11 protein-coding genes and 5 pseudogenes are annotated in these 23,695 nt (G+C 71.5%); 4 read left to right on the top strand and 12 right to left on the bottom strand.

Going from position 1 to position 23,695, the window contains the following annotated elements; all coding sequences use genetic code 11:
• Positions 1 to 448 precede the first annotated feature (448 nt).
• From GTY58_RS00595 to GTY58_RS41195, 4 genes and pseudogenes are all read right to left on the bottom strand, one after another.
• On the bottom strand, positions 449 to 1,105 hold the full coding sequence (locus GTY58_RS00595; protein ID WP_202497587.1) for an IS6 family transposase: 657 nt from the start codon (positions 1,103 to 1,105) through the stop codon (positions 449 to 451).
• A gap of 11 nt (positions 1,106 to 1,116) precedes the next feature.
• Positions 1,117 to 1,745: pseudogene (locus GTY58_RS00590) on the bottom strand (transposase).
• A gap of 368 nt (positions 1,746 to 2,113) precedes the next feature.
• A complete protein-coding gene (locus GTY58_RS41460; RefSeq protein WP_237528995.1) occupies positions 2,114 to 2,557 on the bottom strand; it encodes an ATP-binding protein in 444 nt (147 codons plus the stop codon).
• Between the two features lie 320 nt (positions 2,558 to 2,877).
• Positions 2,878 to 4,620, bottom strand: a pseudogene (locus GTY58_RS41195) (PAS domain-containing protein); the annotation flags it as partial.
• Positions 4,621 to 5,436: 816 nt separating this feature from the next.
• Here GTY58_RS41195 and GTY58_RS00580 point away from each other — a divergent pair.
• Positions 5,437 to 5,703, top strand: a complete 267-nt coding sequence (locus GTY58_RS00580; RefSeq protein ID WP_078234656.1) for a helix-turn-helix transcriptional regulator — start codon at positions 5,437 to 5,439, stop codon at positions 5,701 to 5,703.
• A 505-nt stretch (positions 5,704 to 6,208) separates the two neighbouring features.
• Here GTY58_RS00580 and GTY58_RS40020 read toward each other — a convergent pair.
• The 4 genes and pseudogenes from GTY58_RS40020 to GTY58_RS00555 all read right to left on the bottom strand — a co-directional run.
• Positions 6,209 to 6,670: pseudogene (locus tag GTY58_RS40020) on the bottom strand (transposase family protein); the annotation flags it as partial.
• 216 nt (positions 6,671 to 6,886) lie between these two features.
• Positions 6,887 to 8,122, bottom strand: coding sequence for a cytochrome P450 (locus GTY58_RS00570; protein WP_010981545.1), 1,236 nt, complete (start codon positions 8,120 to 8,122; stop codon positions 6,887 to 6,889).
• 630 nt (positions 8,123 to 8,752) lie between these two features.
• Positions 8,753 to 9,662, bottom strand: a pseudogene (locus GTY58_RS00560) (glycoside hydrolase family 15 protein); the annotation flags it as partial.
• Positions 9,663 to 9,916: 254 nt separating this feature from the next.
• Positions 9,917 to 10,480 carry a hypothetical protein gene (locus GTY58_RS00555; protein ID WP_010981542.1) on the bottom strand — a complete coding sequence of 188 codons (564 nt, stop codon included), beginning with the start codon at positions 10,478 to 10,480 and terminating at the stop codon, positions 9,917 to 9,919.
• Between the two features lie 1,474 nt (positions 10,481 to 11,954).
• Here GTY58_RS00555 and GTY58_RS00550 point away from each other — a divergent pair.
• Both GTY58_RS00550 and GTY58_RS00545 read left to right on the top strand, forming a co-directional pair.
• A complete protein-coding gene (locus GTY58_RS00550; protein WP_010981541.1) occupies positions 11,955 to 12,182 on the top strand; it encodes a hypothetical protein in 228 nt (75 codons plus the stop codon).
• A 934-nt stretch (positions 12,183 to 13,116) separates the two neighbouring features.
• Positions 13,117 to 13,476 (top strand): hypothetical protein, encoded by a 360-nt coding sequence (locus tag GTY58_RS00545; RefSeq protein ID WP_037652246.1) that lies wholly within the window; start codon positions 13,117 to 13,119, stop codon positions 13,474 to 13,476.
• 29 nt (positions 13,477 to 13,505) lie between these two features.
• Here the strand turns inward: GTY58_RS00545 and GTY58_RS00540 are convergent.
• Positions 13,506 to 14,509: pseudogene (locus GTY58_RS00540) on the bottom strand (IS256 family transposase); the annotation flags it as partial.
• 386 nt (positions 14,510 to 14,895) lie between these two features.
• On the opposite strand from GTY58_RS00540, the gene GTY58_RS00535 reads away from it, so the two are divergent.
• Positions 14,896 to 15,249: a hypothetical protein gene (locus GTY58_RS00535; protein ID WP_010981538.1), complete on the top strand. Its 354-nt coding sequence runs from the start codon at positions 14,896 to 14,898 to the stop codon at positions 15,247 to 15,249.
• Between the two features lie 273 nt (positions 15,250 to 15,522).
• On the opposite strand, the gene GTY58_RS00530 is transcribed toward GTY58_RS00535, so the two are convergent.
• From GTY58_RS00530 to GTY58_RS40015, 3 genes are read right to left on the bottom strand one after another with little or no spacing between them, the layout of a single operon-like run.
• Positions 15,523 to 19,257: an aminotransferase class I/II-fold pyridoxal phosphate-dependent enzyme gene (locus tag GTY58_RS00530; protein ID WP_010981537.1), complete on the bottom strand. Its 3,735-nt coding sequence runs from the start codon at positions 19,255 to 19,257 to the stop codon at positions 15,523 to 15,525.
• Positions 19,251 to 20,756 (bottom strand): polyketide synthase, encoded by a 1,506-nt coding sequence (locus GTY58_RS00525; RefSeq protein ID WP_010981536.1) that lies wholly within the window; start codon positions 20,754 to 20,756, stop codon positions 19,251 to 19,253. The genes GTY58_RS00530 and GTY58_RS00525 overlap by 7 nt, the downstream gene beginning before the upstream one ends.
• The gene (locus tag GTY58_RS40015; protein ID WP_148663778.1) at positions 20,753 to 23,335 is read right to left on the bottom strand and encodes an MMPL family transporter; all 2,583 of its coding nucleotides are present in this window, start codon (positions 23,333 to 23,335) and stop codon (positions 20,753 to 20,755) included. The genes GTY58_RS00525 and GTY58_RS40015 overlap by 4 nt, the downstream gene beginning before the upstream one ends.
• Between the last annotated feature and the right edge of the window lie 360 nt (positions 23,336 to 23,695).

Here is a 23,695-nt window from a genome sequence, read left to right as displayed (position 1 = left end):
CCAAGTACTGTCAAAACTCGGCGATAGCACTCTCCGCCCGCACCGGGCGTGTCGTCCCTGAACGACAAGTGGTGTCAGATCCCGCTTAGAAAGCCAGGCTGCTGGACAGCGTCCTCGGACTCGAACCCGCCAACGGGGAAGAGCAGCCGCCTGCGCGCCGGACACAGGCCAACCGGTGGGCCACCCACCCCACCTGGCCGCGGCACGCCAGTTCCACACCCGCGAAGGTCACCTGCGAGTCCCAAGGAAGCATGTCGAGAACATGGCTGGTGAAGACGGAGAGGATGGCGTGGGTATCCGGCTCGGAGGGTGGCTCGACAACCGGCACCGACCGCCGCCTGACCCGCCACCGCCTCGGAACGCCGGGCAGGGCGTTGTCACGTTGTTGGGTGCGTGACTGTCTGATGGTGCGTCGGGGCATGGTGGGCCTGCGGTCCGGGCCTGTTGTTCAGGCCGTGGTGGGCCGGCTGGCAGCGCCGGTGATCTGGTCCCAGATGGCGAAGCGGATGGTCATCTCGGCTCGGTGGTCAGAGGCTGTCATCAGGTGGCGGTGGGGCCGGAAGTGGGGTGAGATGCCGCTGAACGCGGACAGGAACCGCTGGGCTCCACCGGTACTGCGGAAGCCCTTCATCGCACGTTCACGCTGCCGCGTGGGCTGGTGGCTATTCTCGGCCCGGTTGTTCAGTCCCTTGTGCGAGCGGTGCTCGACGGAGGGCATGACCTCACGGTGGGCCGCGCCGTAGGAGCGGAGCTTGTCCGTGACGACCACCCTCGGCACCGACCGGGTCTCCTTCATCAGCCTGCGGAAGAAGCGTCGGGCGGCGGCCTTGTCCCGCCGGTTCTGGACGAGGATGTCGAGTACGTTGCCGTCCTGGTCGACGGCCCGCCACAGGTACTTCAGCTCCCCGTTTACCCTGACGAACACCTCGTCCAGGTGCCACTTGTCCCCGGGCCGGGGCCGGCGGCGGCGCAGTCCGTTCGCGTAGGCCTGGCCGAACTTGGCGCACCAGCGACGCACTGTCTCGTAGGAGACGATGACGCCTCGCTGGAGCATCAGCTCCTCGACCTCGCGGAAGCTGAGCGGGAACCGGAAGTACAGCCACATGCAGTGGGAGATCACCTCGACCGGGTACCGGTGCCCCCTGTACGACGGCGACGTGCTCCCCACGGACGACCCCTACCAGCTTGATCAACCAGGAGATCATCCCACCCCGTCAGCCAACGTGACAGTGCCTGCGCGACCTCGGGTGGGATGCGGGTGATGGCCCGGCGGTCGGTGTCCGAGGCCCACTCCTTTGGCAGGAACAGGCGCCACTGCAGCGGGCAGGAGGCAGTGTCGGTCGCGGCGTGGACGGTGACCGCGACCTGGCAGTTGGCCCGTTTGCCCAGAGCCCCGCAGTACTGCGGGGCCACCGCGACCGACATCCTCTCGTCCTTGGGCACCGACACATCGTCGATCACCCAGGCCACCGGGTTGATCAACGGCAGCATCCGCTCGGCGATCCGTCGCTGCACCGGCACGGGATCCCACGTCGACTGGTTCACGAACTGCTGCAGGTTCTGCTCGTTGCCGTCCGGCAACCGCGCGGCCATCGCCTGGATCGACTTGCGGCGACCGTCCAGCATCAGTCCCCGCATATAGCAGTCACCCTTGGCCGCTGGTCCTTGCGCGGCATCGACACGAACACATCAGCGATGTATAACGCCAACGTCGCCCGGACACTGTTCACTTCATGTGCGTCCACACACCCAACATGCTCCCGAACAGGCCCGACAGGAAGACCTAATGGAGTCCTATTAGTGCTGTCCTCAAACGGTGTACGTGTAGCGGCGTCTGAGGGTTCGGGTGGGTGGTGCGGGCTTGCCCCACACCGCACCGCAGCTCGTCGGCTATCTGCGGCACCAGCCACCCGCCCCAGCTCAGCTCCACCGTCCGACAGCGCTCCACCACAACCTTCGGCGCCTTTCTGGCCGACGCCAGGCGGTGGACCATCTCCCGCTCGCCCTCGTCACGGCCCGGCCGTGCCCTCAGCACCACTACCCAGCACCGGCCCCGAGCACCCGCAACTGCCCCGCTACCAGCCGCTATACCCAACGAAAGCGGAATTCAGTATTAGTTGGGGGTGAGGGTTTGTTCGGTCCAGACGGTTTTGCCGGTGGGGGTGTGGCGGGTGCCCCAGCGTTGGGCGAGTTGGCCGATGAGGAGGAGGCCGCGTCCTCCTTCGTCGTAGGTGCGGGCGCGGCGCATGTGGGGGGTGGTGTTGCTGGTGTCGGAGACTTCGGTGGTGAGGGTGTGGTTGTGGTGGATGAGGCGGAGTTGGATGGGTGGGTGGCCGTAGCGGATGGCGTTGGTGACGAGTTCGCTGACGATGAGTTCGGTGGTGAAGGTGGTGTCGGTGAGGTTCCAGGTGGTGAGTTGGGTGGTGGTGTGTTGGCGTGCTTGGGCGACGATGGCGGGGTGGGAGGGGAGGTTGAAGGTGGCGATTTGGTTGGTGTTGAGGGCGCGGGTGCGGGCGATGAGGAGGGCGATGTCGTCGTCGGGGCGGTGGGTGAGCATGGTGGTGAGGATTCTGTCGCAGACGGTGTCGAGGTTGTGGGCGGGGCGGGCGAGGGCGTGGAACATTTTGTCGAGGCCTTCGTCGATGTCGTGGTCGCGGGTTTCGAGGAGTCCGTCGGTGTAGAGGGTGAGGAGGCTGCTTCGGGGAGTTGGGTTTCGAGGGTTTCGAAGGGGAGGCCGCCCAGGCCCAGTGGGGGGCCGGCGGGGACGTTGAGGAAGCGGACGTTGCCGTCGGGGGTGACGACGGCGGGTGGGGGGTGGCCGGCGCGGGCGATGGTGCAGTGGCGGGTTGTGGGGTCGTAGACGGCGTAGAGGCAGGTGGTGCCGATGCCTGCGGCGGTTTCGGTGGTGCCTTCGGCGCCGCCGCCTTCGTCGGCGGCGAGGTGGATGACGAGGTCGTCGAGGTAGGTGAGGAGTTCGTCGGGGGGCAGGTCGACGTCGGCGAGGGTGCGTACGGCGGTGCGGACGCGGCCCATGGTGGCGGAGGCGCGGATGCCGTGGCCGACGACGTCGCCGACGACGAGGGCGACGCGGGCGCCGGAGAGGGGGATGACGTCGAACCAGTCGCCGCCGACGCCGGCTTTGCTGCCGGCGGGCAGGTAGCGGGTGGCGATGTCGAGTGCTCCCTGGTCGGGCAGTTTCTGGGGGAGCAGGCTGCGCTGCAGGGTCATGGTGGTGGTGTGTTCGCGGGCGTGGCGGTGGGCGTTGTGGAGGTGGACGGCGGTCTGGGCGGTGAGTTCTTCGGCGAGCCACAGGTCGTCTGCTTCGAAGGGTTCGGGGCGGTGGCTGCGGGCGAAGAGGGCGACGCCGAGGGTGGTGCCGTGGGCGCGCAGGGGTACCACCATCACCGAGTGGGTTCCCTGCCGGCGGGTCCAGGCGGCTGTGGGGTCGTTGGCTGCCCAGCGGGTGAGTGCGGGGTCGTCTGCTTCGTACAGGGCGCCGTGGCCCTGGGCCAGGCACTGGGCCACCGGTGACTGTGCCGGGTAGAGGATTTTCTCGCCGGCTGCGGGCGGGGTGGCGGGGTGCGTGTCGCCGCCGTCGCCGTCGTCGCCGTCGTGGCTGGTGTGGCTGGTGTGGCTGGTGTGGTTGTCGGGGGTGGTGTGCAGGGCGGTGCGGTGCATGGTGATGGGGCCGGTGGCGGGGAGGCGGGCGGGTTCGCCGCCGCGCCGGGGGACGTCCAGCAGGTCGACGGCGGCGAAGTCGGCGAGCCGGGGAACGGCGACGTCGGCCAGTTCCTGCACGGTGCGCTGGATGTCGGAGGTGGTGCCGATGCGGGCTCCGGCATCGTTGAGCAGCAGCATCCGCTGCCGGGCCAGGTGTTCTTGCTGGCGGTGGTGGGCTGCCAGGCATACGGCGCGCACCGTTCCGCCGGGGTCTTTCAGCGGGGCCAGTGTGGTCGACCAGCCGCGCTGTGCGCTCACCCCGGTGGGGTGGAGGTAGGCCTGCATGTGCTGTGTCTGGCCGGTTTCCAGTGCGCGGCGCATTTTTGTTTCGGCTTCTTCGCTTGCGGGGCCGGGTGTGATCTCCGGCAGGCGCAGCCCGCGCATCTGTTCCTCGGGGAGCAGCAGCGCACTTTCCATGCCGGTGTTGGCGGTGACCAGCCGCAGGTCTGTGTCGAAGACGGCCAGGATGCAGGGGGACTGGCTGAACACCCATTCCCGCAGGGCCTGGCTGTCGGGGGTGCGGGGACTTGCGGAGGCCGCGGTCACCGCGGACACCACGAGCCACTCGGCCGGCTGCGGTCCTTGCGGTGTGCGGCGGTGCGCGAGGAGGTTGCGCAGCAGCCGGTGGCCGTCGCGGTGCAGGAGTGCCACCTGGCCGCTGAACCGCTCGCGCCCGGCTGTCTCGCGCCGTGCCTGTTCGCCCGTGCCGTCGGCGAGCAGGCGTGCGGCGGGATGTCCCACGATCTGCGGGGGCGTGTAGCCCAGCAGTTCGCGGGCGCCTTCGCTCCACCCCGTCACGATGCCCTGCTCACTGATGGTGGCGGTGGCCGTGCAGGCCGGTGCGGGGGAGGCGTCCGGTATGTCCGCCTGCTGGCCGGCAGGGGTGGGAAGTCGCTCCATCGCCGCTCATCTCGCCCTTCGCGTCCTGTACGGCCGGGGCCCTCCTGACAAGCATGATCCTGAGGGGCACGGAGCACCAACCCGGCGCTGCCGCCAGGGGGCGTGCCCCAGGCCCGCGCCGCCGGCCGCGCCGCCGGCCGTGCCCCGGGCCGTGCCCCGGGCCGTGCTTCGGGCCGTGCCCCGGGAGGCGGCCGGCGGCTCAGAGCCAGCCTGCCCCGGCCCCGCGGGGCCGGCTCAGAGCCAGCCTGCCCCGGCCCGGCGGGGCCGTCCGTCCCCGCCGGGCCGCGGCTCCCCGGCCGGCCTGCCCGGTCGCCAGCCCTGCCTGCCCCCCTCGCAGGTCTGCCCGGCCCCGTCGGCGGGGCCTGGCCGGGCCTTGCCGGCCGCCGGGGCACGCAGAGCCTCGGCCCGCCGCAGTCACCGCCCGCCTCTGCTCCGCCTCGTGCCGCGCCGCTTCCGTGCTGCGCCGCTCCGCCCCCCGTGCTGCGCCGCCTCGTGCCGCGCCGCCCCCGTGCTGCGCCGCTCCGCCCCCCGTGCTGCGCCGCCTCGTGCCGCGCCGCTTCCGTGCTGCGCCGCTCCCGTGCCGTGCCGCTCCCGTGCCGTGCCGGGGGTGGCCGGGTGGCGGGGGAGGGGATCTCGCGGGGTGGCGTTGCCTGCGGGCGTGCCCTGTGACGTGCCTGTGACAGTCGGCGGACAGCGTCATGAAGTCGGCGGGCCAGGCTTTTCGAAAAGGGACAAACAGCATCTTTCAGGCATTTGTCCTCTGCTTCCGAGGGTGTGAGCAGTGATGACCGGACCGACCTGTCGGAGGAAATCCCCATGAGTCTCACACTCACCGCGCCGTATGCCGAAGCCCCCGCCCCCGCCCCCGCCCCCGCCTCCGCCCCCGCCTCCGCTCCTGTGCTGGCCCCGCGTGAGCGGGAGACGCTGCGGCACATCGCCGCCGGGCGTACCTATCTGCAGACCGCCCGCCATATGGGGCTGTCCAAGCACACGGTCGACGCCTATCTCCGCCGTATCCGGGCCAAGCTCAACATCAGCAGCACCGCCGAACTCACCCGGCTGGCCATCTCCCTGGGCCTGTGACGCACTACCGCCCCGAGCGGGAAGCCGCCGGGAAGACGCCCTGGGCATCCGCCGGCACCCGCGCACGCGCCCGGCACCCACCGCGCCCGGCACCCACCGCGCCCGGCACACGCCGCGCCCGGCACACGCCGCGCCCGGCACACGCCGCGCCCGGCACACGCCGCGCCCGGCAGACACCGCGCTCTGTACTCGCGGCTGCTCACCGGCCCGGGCCGAGTACCTCCACCTCGGCCCGGCCCGGTAGGCAGCAGCAGGGCTGGGGCACCGCTTCGCCACCGGATACCCGCCCCAGGGCCCCGCCCGCGGCCCTGCCTGTCCCCGCTTCCGGGCCGGGCTGCGGCCCGCGGGAGGAGTCCCGTCGATGGCCTTTGGGGTGTCGGCGACAGCGCACTTGCGTTCCCGCTCCGCCTCCGCCTGGCCCCGCCCGGCCCTGCTCCGGCTGAATGACGTCCCGTAAGCCGGTGTTGGGGAAGTGCAGGGAGTGTCCCTGGCCGAGGTGGGGTTGCCCGGCGAGGGCCAGATGGTGCGGCCGGGCCACGGCGAGGATGGCCTGGTGGACGCCGTCGCCGCGTAAGCGGCAGTCACGGAGGATCTTGTAGGTCTTCCTCCGGGAGAAGGCGTGCTCGACGCAGGCCCTGGCCCTGCGGTGGACTGCGTTGCCGGCTTGCTGCTGAGGCGTGAGCGGTCGGTCTTTACGCGGCCAGTGCGGGATGAGGGCGGGTGTGCCGCGATAGCCGCCGTCGCCGAGGAGGGGCGCGTTCTTGACGGCGCGGGCCGCACCCGATTCCCGGTAGGCGCGGGCGCCGTGGCGATTGCCCGGCAGTGGGCGTCCGGCCGCCACGACCAGCTGCGTGTCCTGATCGACGCTGATGGTGGGCGGCCGGCCCGGCCTCGGCTCGCCGGCCAGTGCGTCCGGCCGCCGGGCGAGGAAGCGCCGCCGCCACTTTCGGACCGTGTCCGCGGCCACCCGCAACTCTGGGGCGACCGCGACGAACGGCGGTACGTCCGGCCCTGCACACGCCGGCACGATCCGCGCCCGCAGGGCCAGGGCCCGGGCCGGTGTCGCCCGGCGCGTGCACCGCTCCGACTCCGCCCGCTCGTCATCAGACAGCAGCAACAACTCCAGTTTCGGGCCCCGGCGAGGAACTGACGCACCAGCAGCAGAAGTCACACCAGCTAACGATCAGCTACTGGCGCTGGACGTCGGGCGCAGGTGCACGGGGACGGAGGTGTGTCCGTTGCTGATCAAGCTCGGCAGTGCCTCCAGCGCGGTCCGCTCCGTGGCGAGTCGGGCGTCGGGGAAACGCTCGAAGAGCAGGCGCAGCGCGGTGGCGACTTCGAGACGGGCCAGCGGGGCGCCGAGGCAGAAGTGGACGCCGTGTCCGAAGGCGAGGTGTTCCTTGCTGGGGCGGGTGGCGTCGAAGCGGTCGGCGTCCTCATGCCAGGTGGGGTGGCGGTTGGCGGCAGCGTAGGAGGCGAGGATCGCCTCTCCGGTCTTGATCGTCTGCCCGTCCGGGAGGGGGATGTCGATGCGGGCGTAGCGCAGGGGAAGGTGCTTGACCGCGGGCTGGTGGCGCAGAGTCTCCTCGACCACGTCCTGCCAGGTGCAGCGGCCCTCCCGGACGTGGGCGAGCTGGCAAGGGTCGGTCAGCAGGGTGGTGATGGCCTGGTCGATGACGTTGACGGTGGTCTCGTACCCGGCGCTGATCATCAACAGGAGTGTGTCACGCAGCTCGGCGTCGCTGAAGGCGGAGCCGTCTTCCTCGTCGCGGGCGGCGATCAGCAGTGAGGTCATGTCCTGGCCGGGCTCGGCGCGCCTGATCTCGATCAGGGCGTCCAGCAGGGCGTAGAGGGCGGCGGTGTTCGCGGCCTGTTCCTCGGCGGAGAGGTGGGTGGCGAACACGTTGTCCACTACGGTGCGGAACTCGGTGCGCCGGTCGGCGGGGACGCCCATGAGCTTGCCGATGACGGCGATCGGGAGCGGATAGGCGAGGTGCTTGCGCAGGTCGGCCACCTCGCCGGCAGGGAAGGCGTCGAGGCCGTCGAGCATGCTGTTCACGAGGGCCTCGATGTCCGCCTGGAGGGCTGCGGTGCGGCGGGCCGACAGGGCGGGGGCGACCATGCGGCGCAGGCGGCTGTGGTTGTCGCCGTAGGCGGTGAACATGTTCTCTACCGCCACCCACAGAGCCAGCGGCCAGGTGGGCACGGTCTCGGCGAAGGCCGGCCAGTGGGCGCGGCCGTCCTTGGAGACGTCCTTGCTGGTCAGAAGCTGCTTGAGGAGCGCAGGGTCGGAGACGGACCAGGCGCGCACGCCGAGGATGTCCACCAGCGCGGCGGACCCGCGCTCGCGCAGGGCCTGGTGTTCGGCGTCCGGGTCGGATCCGGTCGGGTCGAGGACGATTATCTGCTGTTCGGACACGTTGAGGTCTCTTTCAGCTCGTGGGGAAAGTGACGGGCAGGGCGACCAGCGAGCGGTGGAAGGGGCCGGGGCGCCAGGCGAGGCCGGCGCGCCGGCCGTCGAGGTCCGTCTCGGCCAGGGTGTCCAGGACATGGAGGGCATCTCGGCGATGAGGCAGGCGTGCGCACCGGCCGGGCAGCGGTGCGGGCCGGCGCCCCAGGCGAGGTGGGCCCGGTTGCCCAGCGGGCGCTGTGTTCCCAGGGCGGGGCCGTTGTTGCAGGCGGCGCAGCTGATGACTGCCGGCTGGCCGGTCGGCAGCAGGAAGCCGCCGATGTCCAACGGCCGGGGCGGGTAGGCCATCGCGACGTTCGCGAGCGGCGGGTCGCGGTAGAGGACCGTGTCCAGGGCCTCGCGCACGCAGGCGTCGCCGGCGTGCAGGTCTGCGATCCGACCGGCCGCCTGGTGGATCTGGGGCAGCGTCTTGTGAACCAGTTTCTGCAGGGGCACGCGCGGTCGCCTGCTGTTCGCGCGCCAGGAGGCGGGCCTGCTGCCGCGCCATCTGCCAGCGGCGGTAGGCGACCCAGGCTGCTGCCACGGCGACCATTGTCGCAGCGGCAAGCAGGATGACCAAGGCGGTGACGGTCGCGTTTATCAGACATCCGCCGCCAGGAGCACTTCGGCCTCGGCTGCGGGCGCCCCCGAGCCGAGCTGCTGCAGCAGGAGCGCGGACCCGATCACCCCGATGTGGCTGTACGCCTGCGGGAAGTTTCCCAACTGCCATCCGGTGACGTGGTCGTACTCCTCGGCGAGCAGGCCGAGGTCGGTGCGCAGGGCCAGGAACCGGCCGAAGAGACCGTGGGCTTGGCCGGGCGGCCGGTCAGAGCGAGCGCGTCGACCATCCACAACGAGCAGAGCAGGAAGGCCCCCCTCGTCACCGTCCAGGCCGTCGAGCCCCGCGTGATCTCCTGCGGTCGGGTAGCGCCGTACGAATCCCTCCAAAGTGGCCGGCTGCCGGCGCACCGCCTCCACCGTCCCCAGCACGCGGGGGCCGCCGGGGGACAGGAATCCCACCCGCGGGAAGCAGCAGAGCGGCGTCGACCTCCTGCGATCCGCAGGACTGGGTGAAGGTGCCTCAAACCGGCTCGAAGCCGCGGGTGCACACCTCGTGGCGGATGGCCTCGCGCAGTTCCATCAGAGCGCACAGGCCGGCGTCCAGGGCGCCGGCCTCGACCAGGCGGATGGTCCGGTCGACCACGGCCCAGGCCATGACCTTGGAGTGCACGAAGTGGCGGCGCTCACCTCGGACTTCCCAGATGCCCTCGTCGGGCATCTGCCACCGCTCGGCAAGGTGCTCGACCAGCCGCTGGTGCAGGACCGCGGTGTCGCCGCAGCGGGCCACACCGCTTTGGTGGGCGAGGTACAGGGTCTCGACCACGTAGCCGTACACGTCGAGCTGCAACTGGTTCGCAGCCCCGTTGCCGATCCGGACCGGGCCGGAGCTCTCGTAGCCGGGCAGCCGCCGCAGCTCCCGCTCCTGCAGATCCCGCTCTCCGGTTCCGTGCTCCGCGCCGGCTCCGGCTTCCCTGCCCCGGGCTCTGCTCCGGCTCCGCCCCGGCTCCGGCTCCGGCTCCGCGCCGGCTCCGGCTCCGCCCCGCTCTGTCCCGTTCGGTGCGCTGTGGGCGGGGGTGCCGGGCTGTTCAGGGTCTGCCGGGTGGGCGGGCGGCAGGGCCGGCCCGGTTGGCCGGCAGGTTGTTCGCTCGCGGGGTGTTCAGGCGGTGATTTCTGTGCGGGTGGGGGGCGGGTGTCCGGGTGTGTTCAGCAGCCGGTGCCGGCCGGGGTGAACTCGATGCGGGTGTGCTCGGCCATGGTGAGGGCTTCGTCGTAGGTGGTCCGGGTGACCTGGTACCAGCGGTCGTCCTGGGAGGTGTCGCCGTCGACGTCGTCCAGGCGCACGCACCACTGTTGCGGCCTGACGGTTCGTGTGTAGGTCTCGGTGCCGTTGCGGACCTTCTTGCAGTCCTGGTAGTGCTCCGTGGTGTACCAGGTGCGGGTCTTCTTCCGGGTGCCCGTTCCCCTCTGCTGGGTGTGCTTGGCCCGCCGGGTGGCAGGCGTGCACTTGTTGACCAGGTGCGGGCGGGTGGCCTTGGCGGTTTTCCTGGAGAGGTGGCGGACCGAGTCCCGCAGTCCCCGCACGGTGTCCGTGTCCGGCCGGGCGTGCGGGGCGGCGTCCTGGCCGCTCCGGCCGGCGTCGTCGCTCCAGGAGGACCCCAGGTCCGCGCCGCCGCTCCCGCTCCCGTTCCCGGTTTCGCTGCCGCATGCGCCCAGCCCGGCTATCACCACCGCGGTCGCTGCGGCCGCTATCAGTCGCTTGCTGAACATGTCTCCCTCTGCGGTCACCAAGAAAGTGCCTGGCAGGGGCCTTGGGATCACACCGCAAGGGACGCCAGGGGCCCGGGCGTCGAAACTGTCTGCGCCGCGGCAGCGGTCAGCGTAACTGATCACTGGCCGGATCCCGCCGCTACCGGCGGCCCGGACGTGCCCAGTTGAACGGCGGCGGGCGTAAGGCGTCCCGCCCGGGGGCCGCGAGAAGTGCCGGCCTCCTCCCGGGCCCGCTCCGGCGCCCTGCCGGCCCGCTGTACGGCTGCGCGGCTGCATACAGGATTCTGGGGGCCGTGCTGCGCGCTCAAGGACCTGGGCTCGGCAAGCCGTGCTCTGCCAGGGCCGGTTGGGAGCCTGGTCCGGGCAGGCCGGCTGTCTGCGGACCCTGCGCGGTGTCCGGGTCCGCCGTCACTGCCGGCACTCTTCCCCGCTTTCCCGCCCCCGCTCCCCGCGCTTTCCCGCTGTTTGCCCGCCGGATGTGGTGTGCTTGTGGTGCGGGGCCGCCGTGATGCCGCATGACAGCGCCGGGGAAGCATGGTGCAAGTACCGGGTATCCGTTCCGTGCATGCAGGCCTGCACCTGACCCCGCCTGGTAAGCCTGGTGGTGACGGCTGCTGCAGGAACTCGGGTCACTCCCGCTACAGGCACAGCCCGCCTCAGCCGCGCATCTCGACTGCTGTGCCCCCTCGTTGACCGCGGTTGACCGCGGGATGTGGCACGGCCGGCACGCCGACACCCGCTTTAGGAGTTCGATCGTGCCCCTGCGCGGCTGCGGTCCAGCTCGTGTGTGGGGGCCATTGCCGGGTGCTGACTGTCGCGGCTGTTCGTGGTCGTTGATGTCAGCGTTGGATGTCAGCGGAACAGCTGTGGCACAGGGCAGAGCTGCAATGGCTCGTCCGGCCGGTCGGCCCACTGCCACAGGACGTGTCGGGCGGTGCACGTCCACAGCGCCCGGCAGGTCCGTCGACCATCGTCCTCCCGCTCGGAGAGCACGAGGCCACCAGATCTCATGGGCTGGCTGCACTCAGGGCAGACCAGAACGTCGCCGCTCATGCAACGCACCTCAGCGACGCGACTGCTTCGTCCCGAAGCAGCTTGGGTGGGGGCTGTGCCATGGGCTGGCGTACACGTCATCTGCGGTGCTGGTCCGCTGGCGTACGTGCTCGTCTGCCGCTGTTCGACAGCGTTGCTGGGCAGATTGGACACTCAGTCGGGACGTGCAACCCCCTGGAAGGCGCTGTTCTTCACCACCATCAGTTACCCACCACTCTCCCCGGCTCCCATCCCGTCCGCCGTCGACCCGCACACCGTGGAGCGGGCGTGGTCCATGGCGGCCAGTGGCACGGGCGTGGCACGCGCCGCCTCGATGAGGGTCACCCGTTTGTCTGGAAGATCACGCAACCGAATCTCCGCTGCGCCGTAGTCTCGTGCGTAGTCTCGTGCTGACCACACAGACGCGGGGGGCGTTCACTCGATGGCAAGCAAGCCGGTACGTGCATCACTGGGCGAGGTCTGGCTCACCTGCCAGATCTGCCGAGGCGACCTGTTCCGAGAGCGTGGTGTCCTGCTCAACAGCACCGGTATGGAGTTCATGAAGCTGGCCTGGGCCGACGAGAACGCCACCGGCCTGATCTGCTGGCGGTGCGGCTACGTGCACCTTTTCGTCAACAAGGACATCAAGCTCTACCGGGCGGACAAATAGCGCAGATCGCGGCCGGGTGGGGGCTGCCCTGACGAGGCGGTGACCGGCGCGTTGTCCGCGCTCGGCGACGCTCTCTGCGGGTCCCTGCCGCCACGGGACCACGCGGCCGGCAGAGTCCCACTGGGCGAGTCAGGCTCTGGGCGGTCTCGAAATCCGTCGTGGCAGCGATGCCGCCGTGGGTTCAGATCCCGCACCCACCGCAGAAGAACGGCCCCTGACCAGGTAAACCGGTCAGAGGCCGTTCTCCTGTGCGCTGTCCGTCAACCACCGTGGCTCCCCGTCAGTTACCGGTCGATCGGGCACGGCAGGGGCACGACACCTCGCTGCGTCACCAGGACTCGGCCTGCAGGAAGAGCATGATCACCTCTGCGAAGAACCAGATGGAGAACACCAGACACGCAAGCCACAGTCCCCACAAGAACCAACGAGCCTCTCGTCGTATGCGCATGAGCGGATCATCTCCCGTCGCGGTCCTGGGCCTGTCACCGGCCCAGCCCTTCCATCCCGCAACTCACCCCGGCTCCCGTCCCGTCCGCCGTCGGCCCGCACACCGTGGAGCGGGCGTGGCCCCTGGCGTTCGGGCGGAGCGCGCCACGGTACGAACGACCTGGACGCCAGGGGCCGCGTCTGCCCGGCTCCGAGGGCCGACGGGGCCCGGCCGGGCGCGCTCGGTTCAGCAAGGCGCCCTTGCTCGCCGGCCCGGTGATGGGTCGCGTCCCTTCTTGTGGTGTAGCCGATCAACGGGACGTTGTGTTGGTGGTGTTGGGTAGCGCGGGGGCTCATTTGGGGGTTCAGTGGGCTTGCGTACCGCGGTGACCAGGCCGTTGAGGTGGTCTGGAGCGGTGCTTCGCTGGAGGTGTGGGTCTTGCCAGGCTGGCCCCAGCCCGCGAAGGTGATCACCTCAAGAAGGGCCGATCATGCAGGTGGTATTGCAATGAGCTTCGATCTCTATGTCTGGCACGAGCCGATGCCGATCACGGTCGACCGGGCACTCCTTGTCTGCCAGAGTTTGGCAGCCGGCGATGACACCGTTGTTCAGCCTGACCCGCGGAATCTTGCCCTCCTGGATGATCTGCTGGTCGGGTTCCCCGACCCCGACGACCCGGATGACGATGAGATCGATGACCTCGTGTGGAGCGTGAGCCCCGACGTAAACGAGCATCGGTTGATCCTCTGCGTCGGCTGGTCGCGGGCCGATGACTTCTCTCGTGCGGTCTTCGCCCTTGCGCAAAAACACGGCTTGACCTGCTTTGACCCGCAGCGCAACGAGGTCCACAACCCATCGATGTCCTGAGGGGCGCGTGCCCCTTGTGGCGTGGCCGATCAACCGGCCGTCGTGCTGGTGGTGTGGGCTAGTGCGGGGGCTTGTTCGGGGAGTTCAGCAGGGTAAAGCTGGCTCATGCTGCCCTCGGGCAGGTAGCGGCGGGGGAAGGCGATCCACTCGTCGTGCAGCTCGAAGAGCACGGCGGTGACCAGCCGCAGGAGGGCGTCGTCGTTCGGGAAGACCTGCACGACATCGGTGCGGCGCTTGACCTCGCGGTTGATCCGCTCCAGCGGGTTGGTGGACTGGATCTTCTTCCCATGACGCTCGGGGAACGCTGCGAAGGCGGTCAGGTCGTCCTTCGCCTCCAGCAGCATCGCCTTAACCTTGGGGAACTGCTTGCCGAGCATGCCGGCGACGGTGTCGAGCTGGGTGCGGACCGCGTCGGCGGTGGGCTGGGCGAAGATCGTGCGGATCGTGGCGGCGGCCATCTCGGCCGCTTCCTTGTTGATCAAACTGAACACGTTGCGCAGGAAGTGAACCCTGCAGCGCTGATACGCGGCCCCGAGCATGACCTTGCGGATGGCCTTGACCAGTCCCACGTGATGGTCGCCGATGACGAGCCGGATACCGGTCAGACCGCGTTCGCGCAGGTGACGCAGAACTCGGTCCAGAACACCTCGGTCTCGCTGTCGCCGACCATCACGCCCAGCACCTCCCGGCCGCCGTCCTCGGTGATCCCGGTGGCAATCACCACGGCCCGGGACACGATCTGGTGCTCGACCCTCGCCTTGCAGTAGGGCGCGTCCAGATAGATGTATGGGAAGCGGACGTGATCCAGGGGCCGGGCACGGAACGCGGTCAGCTCGCCGTCCAGGTCCTGGCAGATACGCGAGACCTCGCTCCTGGATATCCCGGTGTCCACACCGAGGGCCTTGACCAGGTCGTCGACCGACCGAGTGGACACGCCGCGGACGTAGGCCTCCATGATGACGGCGTACAGGGCCTGGTCGATGCGGCGGCGCCGCTCCAGCAGCGCGGGGAAGAAGCTCCCTGACCGCAGCTCGCGGGGAAGAAGCTCCCTGACCGCAGCTTGGGGATCGCGAGGTCCAGGTCGCCGCTGAGACAGGGCCACCCTGCACCTCCCACGTTGAACTGGCCTTTCACAACGGAGAGTTGCACGGTGGCCCGCCCTGCGGGCAGGGAGCGGCAATCAGGTCAGCACACGCCCCCGGCGCACTCCCCAACCGTGATCGGCTCCACCACGACAAGGGACGCCATCTCGGTGATGTCCTGTCAGTTTGGTGGTGTCCTGTGATGTCTGGCCGGTCACGGCGGCCGGGGTGCCGAAAACTGCGTGGCCGGCGGGTCCGGGCCGGCGGTATCGTCCCCTTCTCCCCGGCCGGGCCGATCCCCGATCCCGCGGCTTCCCGGATGCAGAAAGTGATCCACATGACCAGCCGGCACGGAACGACGACCCTGTGGCGCCCCACCGGCCCCAAGGAGCTGGACCTGGTCCGGGAACTGAAGTGGCGGGCGTGGCCCGCGCGGCTTTTGGGGCAGCCGTTCTTCTACCCGGTCCTCAACGAGGACTACGCGGTCAAGATCGCGCGGGACTGGAACGTGAAGCACGACGGTGCCGGCTTCGTCACCCGGTTCGAGGTCGAGTCGCAGTTCCTGCGCCGGTATCCCGTCCGGCAGGCCGGCGGGCAGACGATTCTCGAACTGTGGGTTCCGGCCGCAGAGCTCGACGACTTCAACGCCCACATGGCCGGGGAGATCGAGGTGGTCCACGAGTTCCGCTGAGACAGGGCGGCTCATGGGCACGGCGTAGTGGTGCACGGACCGGGCGGCGCGCCGCTACGCCCTGCTGCCCGGGTGTCCCGGGCCGGGGTGTCCTGGGGCCGGCCGGCCCGCCCGGGGGCCGCGTCAGCGGCGCTCCTCGGCCCGGGCACAGCCTGCAAGAGGGGTGTCTTTGCGGCGGTGTCGATGCCTGCCCTGCCCGGGATCCGGCCGCGGCCCGGGGGCCGGGCCCGGTGCGGTCGCCCGCAACGGCGGGTGTACGCCGCAGGGGTGCCTTCAGGCGGCGGGGGCGGTGTCCGCCTGCCGCAGCCCGTGGGCCAGTTCCCGCACGGTGTGGTGGATCTGGTCGGGCGTGTGGTCGCAGGTGATGAAGAAACGCAGCCGGGCCGCCTTCTCGGGTACCGCCGGATACAGGATGGGGTTGACGCTGATGCCCTGCTCGAAGAGCGCCTCGGCGAGCTGCAGGGTCTTCGCCGAGTCCCCGACGATGCACGGGATGATCGGCGTGTCGTGGCTGGGTCCGGTGTCGATGCCCGCCCGGTGCGCCAGGCGGGCGAAGAGGGCGGAGTTCTCCTTGAGGCGTGCCACGCGCTGCGGTTCGGCCCGCAGCACGCGCAGGGCGGCCAGGGACGCGGCCGTGTTCGCGGGAGTCATGCCGGCGCTGAAGACGAAGCCCGGAACCGTGTAGCGGAGGTAGTCGACCACCGTACGGCCGGCGGCGACGTAACCGCCGCAGCTCGCCAGCGCCTTGGACAGCGTGCCCGACCACAGCTCGACGTCCTGGCGGTCCACGTCGAAGTACTGGCCGATGCCGCGCCCCGCGGCGCCGATCACTCCGATGCTGTGCGCCTCGTCGATCATCAGCAGCGCGCCGTGCCGGCGCTTGACCTCGATCAGGGCGGGCAGGTCGGCGATGTCACCGTCCATGCTGTAGACGCCCTCGGCGACGACCAGGACGCGGCGGTAGTGGTGGCGGACCTGGGTGAGGAGGGCGTCCAGGGCGGCCGCGTCGTTGTGCGGGAAGGGCCGCCGCCTCGCGCCGGAGAGCCGGCATCCCTGGATGATGCTGTCGTGGGCGAGGGAGTCGTGGACGATGAGGTCGCCCTCGCCGACGAGGTGCCCGATCACGGTGACGTTGGTGGCGTGCCCGTTGACGAGAGTGATCGCGGCCTCGCATCCGAGGGTGGCGGCGAGTTCCGCTTCGAGTTCCAGGTGCAGGGGACGGCTGCCGGACAGCAGCCGGCTGGCGGACACCGAGGTGCCGCAGCGTTCGATGGCTTTTCTGGCTGCCTCGTTGACCTGGGGGTGCGTTGCCATGCCCAGGTAGTTGTAGCTGGAGAACGACAGGAGCTCGCGGCCGCCGACGACGGTCGTGTCCGTCATGCCGCGTTCATGGACCACGAAGTACGGGTTGGGCAGGCCCAGTCGGCTGTACGTGGCCAAGCGCTCGTTGTGCGCGGTGACCTCCGGGAAGCACTCGATTTGTGTCTGCTGCTCGGGCAGGCCGGCGGTGGCGGGCCCGGTGCGCGCCGCGGGCACCGCGTGCAGGCCGGTGTGCGCCGGCGGTACCGCGTGCAAACCGGTCCGCGTCGGCGGCACTGCGTGCGGGCCGACGGCGGGCGGGTCGGGCAGGGCGTCGCCGTCCGGACCGGCATCCGGACCGGCGCCTGGGCCGGCACCCGGTCCGGCGTTTGGTTCGGCGTTTGGTTCGGTGACGGCTTGTGGTGCGGCGAGGGCATCTGCCGCCTCCCGGCGGCCCGTCGGCCGGGTGCGCGGTGCGGTGAGCGGTGCGGTGTCCGCGGAGCCGTCCGTGATCATGGTGATGAGGCCTTCGACGGTCGGCCGGTCATAGGTCTTCTCGTCGATCGTCAGGAAGGGCCACTGCCGTTTGAGGGATGCGAACAGGTCGGTCAGCATCAGGGAGTCGAAACCGAGATCGTCGGTCAGCAGCTGCCGCCCGTGCAGATGACTGATCGGGAACGCGCTGATCCGCGCCACGTGAGCGAACACCGTCTCCGCGGCCTCCGCAGCCTCCGCAGCCTCCCCGGCCTCCGTGGCCTCCGTGGCCTCTGAGACCTTTGTTGCCTCTGCGGCTTCCCTGATCTGCGTGATGTCCGTGATGTTCCGGGCCGCTGGGCGGTCTGCGTCCGCCGAGGCCGCCGCAGGATCGTCGTCGGCGGGCGGTGCGCAGCGCACGGCCGGGACAGCCGGGATGCCGGAGGCTGCCGGGGCAGGGGGAGCGGAGGCTGCCGGGGCTGTGGAGGCTATGGGCAGGGCCTCGCTCTGCGCCGCCGGCCCGGTGGCGTGGTGCGTTCCGAGGGCTTCGCTCAGGCGGGTGAGCAGCGCGCCCTGTTCCCGCAGCAGGGTGAGCGCCTCGTGCAGCACTTCCTGCCCGGTCGCCTGCCAAGTCGCCGGCCCGTCCGCTTGCCCGTCTGCCTCCCCGGCCGTTTGCCCGGTCGTTTCCCCGGTGGCTTCCCCGGTGGTTTCCCCGGCCGTCGTCCGGCCGGTGGCCGGCTGTTCGGTGCGCGGGGCGCCACAGGGGCCGAATGGTGCGGGCCGGAGCGGGACGCCGGCGGTCGGGGCTTCGTTGTTCACCGGGTTCACCGGGTTCACCGGGTTCACCGGGTTCACGGGGGTTGCGGGTCGGCGGGGCTGCCGTATCCAGTAGGACTGGGTGTCGAGCCGGGCCACCGGCAGGTCCAGCAGCCGGCGGTCCTGCTGGGGGATCAGGGCGCGGGGGTCCACCGGGGCGCCCAGGACCGCGAGGTGGGCCAGGGCCTGGAGGAAGCCGCGTCCGCTGTCGGGCGCCGGCCCGTCGGTGCCCGCGAGACGAACGTCGCCGTGGCCGGCGAGGCTGCGGCGGACAGAGGCCAGGAGCGAGCGGTTACCGGTCACCTGGAGGAAGACGCGGGCGCCGTGGGCGTAGGCACTGCGGACGGCCTCCTCGAAGCGGACCGGCGCGCACGCGTGGCGGGCCCACAGCTCGCGCAGCTCGGCGGGGTCGCTGCACAGGGCCGCGCTCACGCACGACACGAACGCCACGGGGGGCCGGGTGACGGGGCGGCGGGCGAGATCCGCGCGCATGGCCGCCTCGGCACTGGCGAGCCGCGGCGAGTGGAAGGCGTTCGACACTTCGAGCGTCACCGCGGCGACCTTCGCTGCGGCGCAGGCGCGCCGCAGCGCGGCGAGGCCCTGGACGGTGCCGCTGACCACGACCTGCCGCGGGTGGTTGAAGCAGGCGAACCACACGTCGTCGATCCCGTGGACCAGCCGCCTGCAGGTCTCTTTGTCGCTCTGCACGGCGAGCATCCCGCCCCGGGCGCCGGTCTCGGCCTGGGCCAGGGCGGCGCCCCGGTGGGCCAGCAGCCGGACGGTGTCCTCGTCGGTGAGCGCGCCGGCCGCGGCGGCCGCGGCGAATTCTCCGGCGCTGTGGCCCAGCGTGAGGTCGGGGCTGACGCCGCAGGCGGCCAGCAGGCGGGTGGCGGCGATCTGGACGCTGCCGAGCAGCGGCTGGCACACATCGGTGCCGGCCGGCCGCTGCCGCAGCTGCGCATCGCCGGGAGGGGTGCTCGCCCGCTGTCCGTACAGCACCTGGGCGGGAGAGAGGCCGGTGTGCTCGCGGGCCGGGGCGCCCAGCGTGTCCAGGGCCGCCCGGAACAGGCCGGACCGCTGGTAGAGGTCGTGCATCATGGCGGGGCGCTGACTGCCCTGGCCGGGGAAGACGAAGGCGATACGGCGCTGCTCCGGCGGCAGGGGAGCGTCCGCGGCGAACGCGCCGTCGCCCAGGTCGCCCCGGACGCCGTCGGCGAGCTGCCGGCGGGCTCGGCGCAGCCGCCCGGCCAGTTCGTCCGGGGTGGCGGCCACCACCGCGAGCCGGGCGGTGAGCATCTCGCGGCCGCCCAGGGTGTGGGCCATGGCTGCCGGCGGGGTGCCGGGCGAGCGGTCCAGGAAGTCGAGCAGCTCACCGATTTGCCCGTCCAGCAGGCGGGGGCTGCCGGCCGAGATCAGCACGAGGTGGGGTTCGGGGCGGTGCCCGGGGCGGGATTGGGGGCGAGGCTTCGGTGCGTCGCACGGGGGCGGACCTCAGCGGTGCCTGCGGCATGGCCGAGGGGGGCGGGCGGCGGGGTGAGGACCACATGGACGTTCGTGCCCCCGAAGCCGAAGGAGCTGACGGCGGCCCGCAGCGGGCCCCCGCTGCTCGGCCATGGCCGGGCAGCGGGGGCGAAGCGCAGGCCGGCCGCTTCGATCCCGAGGTCCGGGTGGGGGGTGGTGTCCGGCTGCGGCACGATCGTGCGGTGGTGGACGACCAGGGCCGTCTTGATCAGCCCCGCGATGCCGGCCGCGGACAGCGAGTGCCCGATGAGGGCCTTGGCCGAGCCGAGGTAGCACAGGGCGGGATCGTCATCGGGGTACTCGGTGCGCAGCCGGCGCAGCGCCTGGGCCTCGGCGCGGTCCCCGGCCCTGGTGCCGGTGCCGTGGGCCTCGATGAAGCCCACCGAGGAGGGGGTCACACGGGCGTCGGCGTAGGCGCGGCGCATGGCCCGCAGCTGGCCTTCGGGGGTGGGGGCCAGCGGTTCGGGAGAGGCGCCGTCGTTGGCCGAGCCGATGCCCTTGATGACGGCGTAGACGCGGTCGCCGTCGGCGAGTGCGTCCGGCAGCGGTCGTAGGACGACGCTTCCGGCGCCTTCGCCGAGGACGAACCCGTCGGCGTCCTTGTCGAAGGGGCGGCACACCCCGGTGGCGGACAGTGCGCCGAGCTGGGAGAAGCCGACCAGGCCGTCGGGGGTGAGGCTGAGATACGCGCCGCCGACGACAGCGATCCGGCAGGTGCCCTGGCGCAGGTGGGCGACGGCCGTCTCAAGGGCGATCAGTGAGCTGGAGCAGGCCGCATCCACGGCGAAGCTGGGGCCGCCGAGGCCGAACTGCCGGCTGACGGTGGCGGGCGCCATGTTGAGCAGGCTCCCGGGCAGGGTGAAGGAGTGGATCGTGCTCAGCTCCTCGGCCCGCTCCCTGAAGGCCTCCAGGATGCGGGGGTCGGTTGCGCCGCCGATGGACCCGTCGGCGAGGCTGACGGCGCGGATACGGGCCGTCATGAGGTCCTTGTAGTCGGACACCGATATCCCGACGAAGACCCCGGTGTTCTCCCGGTCGAAGCCGCCGCGGCCCCACCCCGCGTCGTCGAGGGCCTCGCGGGTGACGTCGAGCATCAGACGGTGCTGGGGGTCCATGGCCCGCACACGGGCGGGCGGCAGACCGTAGTGCAGGCCGGCGAACCGCTCCACGCCGTCCAGGAAGGCGACCTGGTCGGTGTATGCGGCATGGCCGCCGCGCCGCCTGCCCGGTTCGTGGAAGGTGTCGTGGTTCCAGCGGTTTGCCGGGACCGCGGAGAACTGCCGCTGTCCGCTCAGAAGGAGCTTCCAGTAGGCCTGGATGTCGCCGGCGCCGGGGAAACGGCAGCCGAGTCCGACGATGGCGATGCCGGTGGCGTTGTCGGTGGCGTTGTCAGTCATGAGAGGCCTTCCTGGGTCGGGTGGCTGGAGCGGGAGACGTCGGGTGTGCGCCGTGATGGGGACGAGACGGGAGGTACGGCAGGGCCTGCACCAGCCGGTGCCTGCGATGCCTGCGATGCCTGCGATACCTGAGGTACGGGCGGTACGGGCGGTGTGGGCGGTGCATGCCGTGCGGGCGGCGGCGGAGGCGCCCGGCGCGCCGGCGGATCGCCTGTGACGGGCGGGCCGTTTCTGGCGGGCCGGTCGCGTCGCAGCCCGCGCGGTGCCCACCAGTTCCAGCCGCCCGCCAGGCGCATGAGCGCGGGCACGAGGACGCCGCGCACGAGGGTGGCGTCGAGGAGAACGCCAAGACCGGCGCCGATCCCGAAGAACTGCAGGAGGGACACCTGGGAGGTGCCGAAGCTGAGGAGGGTGAACGCGAGCAGGGCGCCGGCGGTGGTGACGATGCCGCCGGTGCGGGCGATGCCCGTGACGATCGAGCCGGCCGTGTCCTGCCCGGCGTCGTGGGCTTCCTTGATACGGGCGAGGACGAACACCTCGTAGTCGACCGAGAGCCCGAAGACGATGCAGAACAGCAGCACCGGCATGGTCGTGGAGAGCGGTCCGGGCGTGAAGCCGAGCAGGCTCTGCAGATGGCCCGTCTGGAAGACCCACACCATGGCGCCCATGACCGCGGCAAGGCTCAGGGCGTTCAGCGCGATCGCCTTCAGCGGCAGGATCACACTGCGGGTGAAGCCGAACAGCAGTACGGACGTGGTGAGGGTGATCACGGCCAGCGCCAGCGGAAGCCGGCCGGCGACCGTGTCCTTGGCGTCGACCAGGACCGCGCTCGGCCCGCCGACGTGGACGTGGGTGTCCGCGGGCGTGGGCATCGCGCGGATGGCGCGAACGAGGCGCTGGGCGGCGCCCGACCGGGGGTCGGCCGACGGCACCACCGAGTGGAAGGCCGCCCTGTCGGTGCCGGAAGGGCCGGCCTGGCCCGGGCCGGATGCGGCCACCTGCCGGCCGTCCCGGTAGACACCGAACGGCCCCACCACCTGGGCCACGCCGGGCAGCGCGGACAGCCGGGGGGCGTAGTCGAGTGCGACCTGGGGTGTCGCACTCGTGGTGAAGACCGTCAGTGCCCCGGCGCTGCGCGTGCCGAACTCACCGCGCACCAGGTCCCCGGCCTGCCGGCTGAACGAGCCGGCCGGCAGCGCCCGGTCGTCGGGGGTGGCGAATCCGGCGTGCGCGAACGGCGCGGCGAGCACCGCCAGCAGGCCGATCACCGGCACCGCGGCCAGCACCGGGCGGCGCACGACACGGCGCGCCAGCGCCTCCCACCAGCGCGACGCGCAGCCCGCCTGGACCCTGCGGCGCCACGGCACCGGCCAGGCGTTCACCCGCTTGCCGAGCAGGGTGAGCAGCGCCGGCATGATCGTCAGGGCGGCCACGGCCGCGATCGCCACCACGGCGATGCCCGCATACGCGAAGGACCGCAGGAAGTACGGCGGGAACACCAGCAGCGTCGCCAGCGCGGCACAGACCGTCGCGGCACTGAAGACGATCGTGTGGCCCTCGGTGCGCACGGTGCGCAGGGCGGCGTCGCGCGCACTGTGCCCGCCGGTGATCTCCTCACGGAACCGCGAGACGATCAGCAGCCCGTAGTCGATCCCCAGGCCCAGGCCGAGCACCGTGGTCAGGTTCAGCGCGAACACCGACACATCGGTGACACGGCCGAGCACGCTCAGTACCAGCAGCGTCCCGGCGATGGACAGGACCCCGATCAGCAGGGGCAGCAGTGCGGCCACCACACTGCCGAACACCAGGACCAGCAGGATCAGCGTCCCCGGCAGGACCACGGCCTCGGCCCGCTTCAGGTCCGACTCCGAAAGGTCCTGGAGCTCGGCATCGACGAGAGCCGGCCCGCCCACGTGCACCTTCAGGGCCGGCATCCCCTTTGCCGCCGCCCGGGCGGACGACCCGCCGGCCGGCGATCCGCCCGTGGAAGACCCCGCAGCGGACGGCCCCGCAGCGGACGGCCCGGGAGTGGACGGCCCGGCGGTGGACGGCCCGGGGGCGGATGACCCGCCGGTGTACGGCCCGGCAGCGGTCAGCGCCTCACGCAGCCGCTTGACCCGCCCACCGAGCTCCTCGCCGGTGCCGTCCACGTGCGCGAGCAGCATGGCCGAGCGGCCGTCCCGGCTGCGCAACTCGGCCGCACGGCCCCTCCAGTACGAGGACACGGCGCTCACCTGCGGCTGCGCCGCCAGACGCCTGGTCAGGTCCTCGCCCGCCCTCTGGGCGGCGGCGTCGTCGACGAAGCCGCCGGGCACCTGCACCACGACGACCAGGTTCGGGGCCGCCCCGAGGTGCTCGGCCGTCACCCGGGCCGCGAAGCTGGAGTCGGAACGGGGATCGTCGTACCCCTGCGTCTTCAGCCGGCCACCGGCCCCCGCACCGAGCGCCACACACAGCACGAGGAAGACGAACGCACCGAAGAGGACGAGCCGCGGGCGACGAGTGGCAGCCTCCCCGATCCAGCAGAACATCCCAGCCTCCAGTGCGGTCGAGGTCCGCTCCTCAGATGCAGCGGACACTCGACTGCCACCGTGCCCGGAGCGCGCGCCCCGCCCCAGCCCCGGCTATTCGTCACTTGACGCCAGGCCGGCAAGGCAGTAACCGGAGCCCGCCACCAGAGGCAGGAAGACACCCCAGCCACCGGACCGTCTCCCCACCCCCCCAGGACGGGCCCCCAGGACGGGCCCCCAGGACGGGCCCCCAGGACGGGCCCCCAGGACGGGCCCCCAGGACGGGCCCCCAGGACGGGCCCCCAGGACGGGCCCCCAGGACGGGCCCCCAGGACGGGCCCCCAGGACGGGCCCCCAGGACGGGCCCCCAGGACGGGCCCCCAGGACGGGCCCCCAGGACGGGCCCCCAGTACGGGCCCTCAGGACGGG

Source organism: Streptomyces sp. SID5469, assembly GCF_009862865.1.
Lineage (GTDB): Bacteria > Actinomycetota > Actinomycetes > Streptomycetales > Streptomycetaceae > Streptomyces > Streptomyces avermitilis.
This window is presented reverse-complemented; position numbering and strand designations above follow the sequence as displayed.

Coding starts and splice junctions, on each gene's coding strand:
- GTY58_RS00595 (WP_202497587.1), bottom strand. CDS start 1,105: ATGTGGCTGTACTTCCGGTTCCCGCTCAGCTTCCGCGAGGTCGAGGAG.
- GTY58_RS41460 (WP_237528995.1), bottom strand. CDS start 2,557: ATGCTCACCCACCGCCCCGACGACGACATCGCCCTCCTCATCGCCCGC.
- GTY58_RS00580 (WP_078234656.1), top strand. CDS start 5,437: ATGAGTCTCACACTCACCGCGCCGTATGCCGAAGCCCCCGCCCCCGCC.
- GTY58_RS00555 (WP_010981542.1), bottom strand. CDS start 10,480: ATGTTCAGCAAGCGACTGATAGCGGCCGCAGCGACCGCGGTGGTGATA.
- GTY58_RS00550 (WP_010981541.1), top strand. CDS start 11,955: ATGGCAAGCAAGCCGGTACGTGCATCACTGGGCGAGGTCTGGCTCACC.
- GTY58_RS00545 (WP_037652246.1), top strand. CDS start 13,117: ATGAGCTTCGATCTCTATGTCTGGCACGAGCCGATGCCGATCACGGTC.
- GTY58_RS00535 (WP_010981538.1), top strand. CDS start 14,896: ATGACCAGCCGGCACGGAACGACGACCCTGTGGCGCCCCACCGGCCCC.
- GTY58_RS00525 (WP_010981536.1), bottom strand. CDS start 20,756: ATGACTGACAACGCCACCGACAACGCCACCGGCATCGCCATCGTCGGA.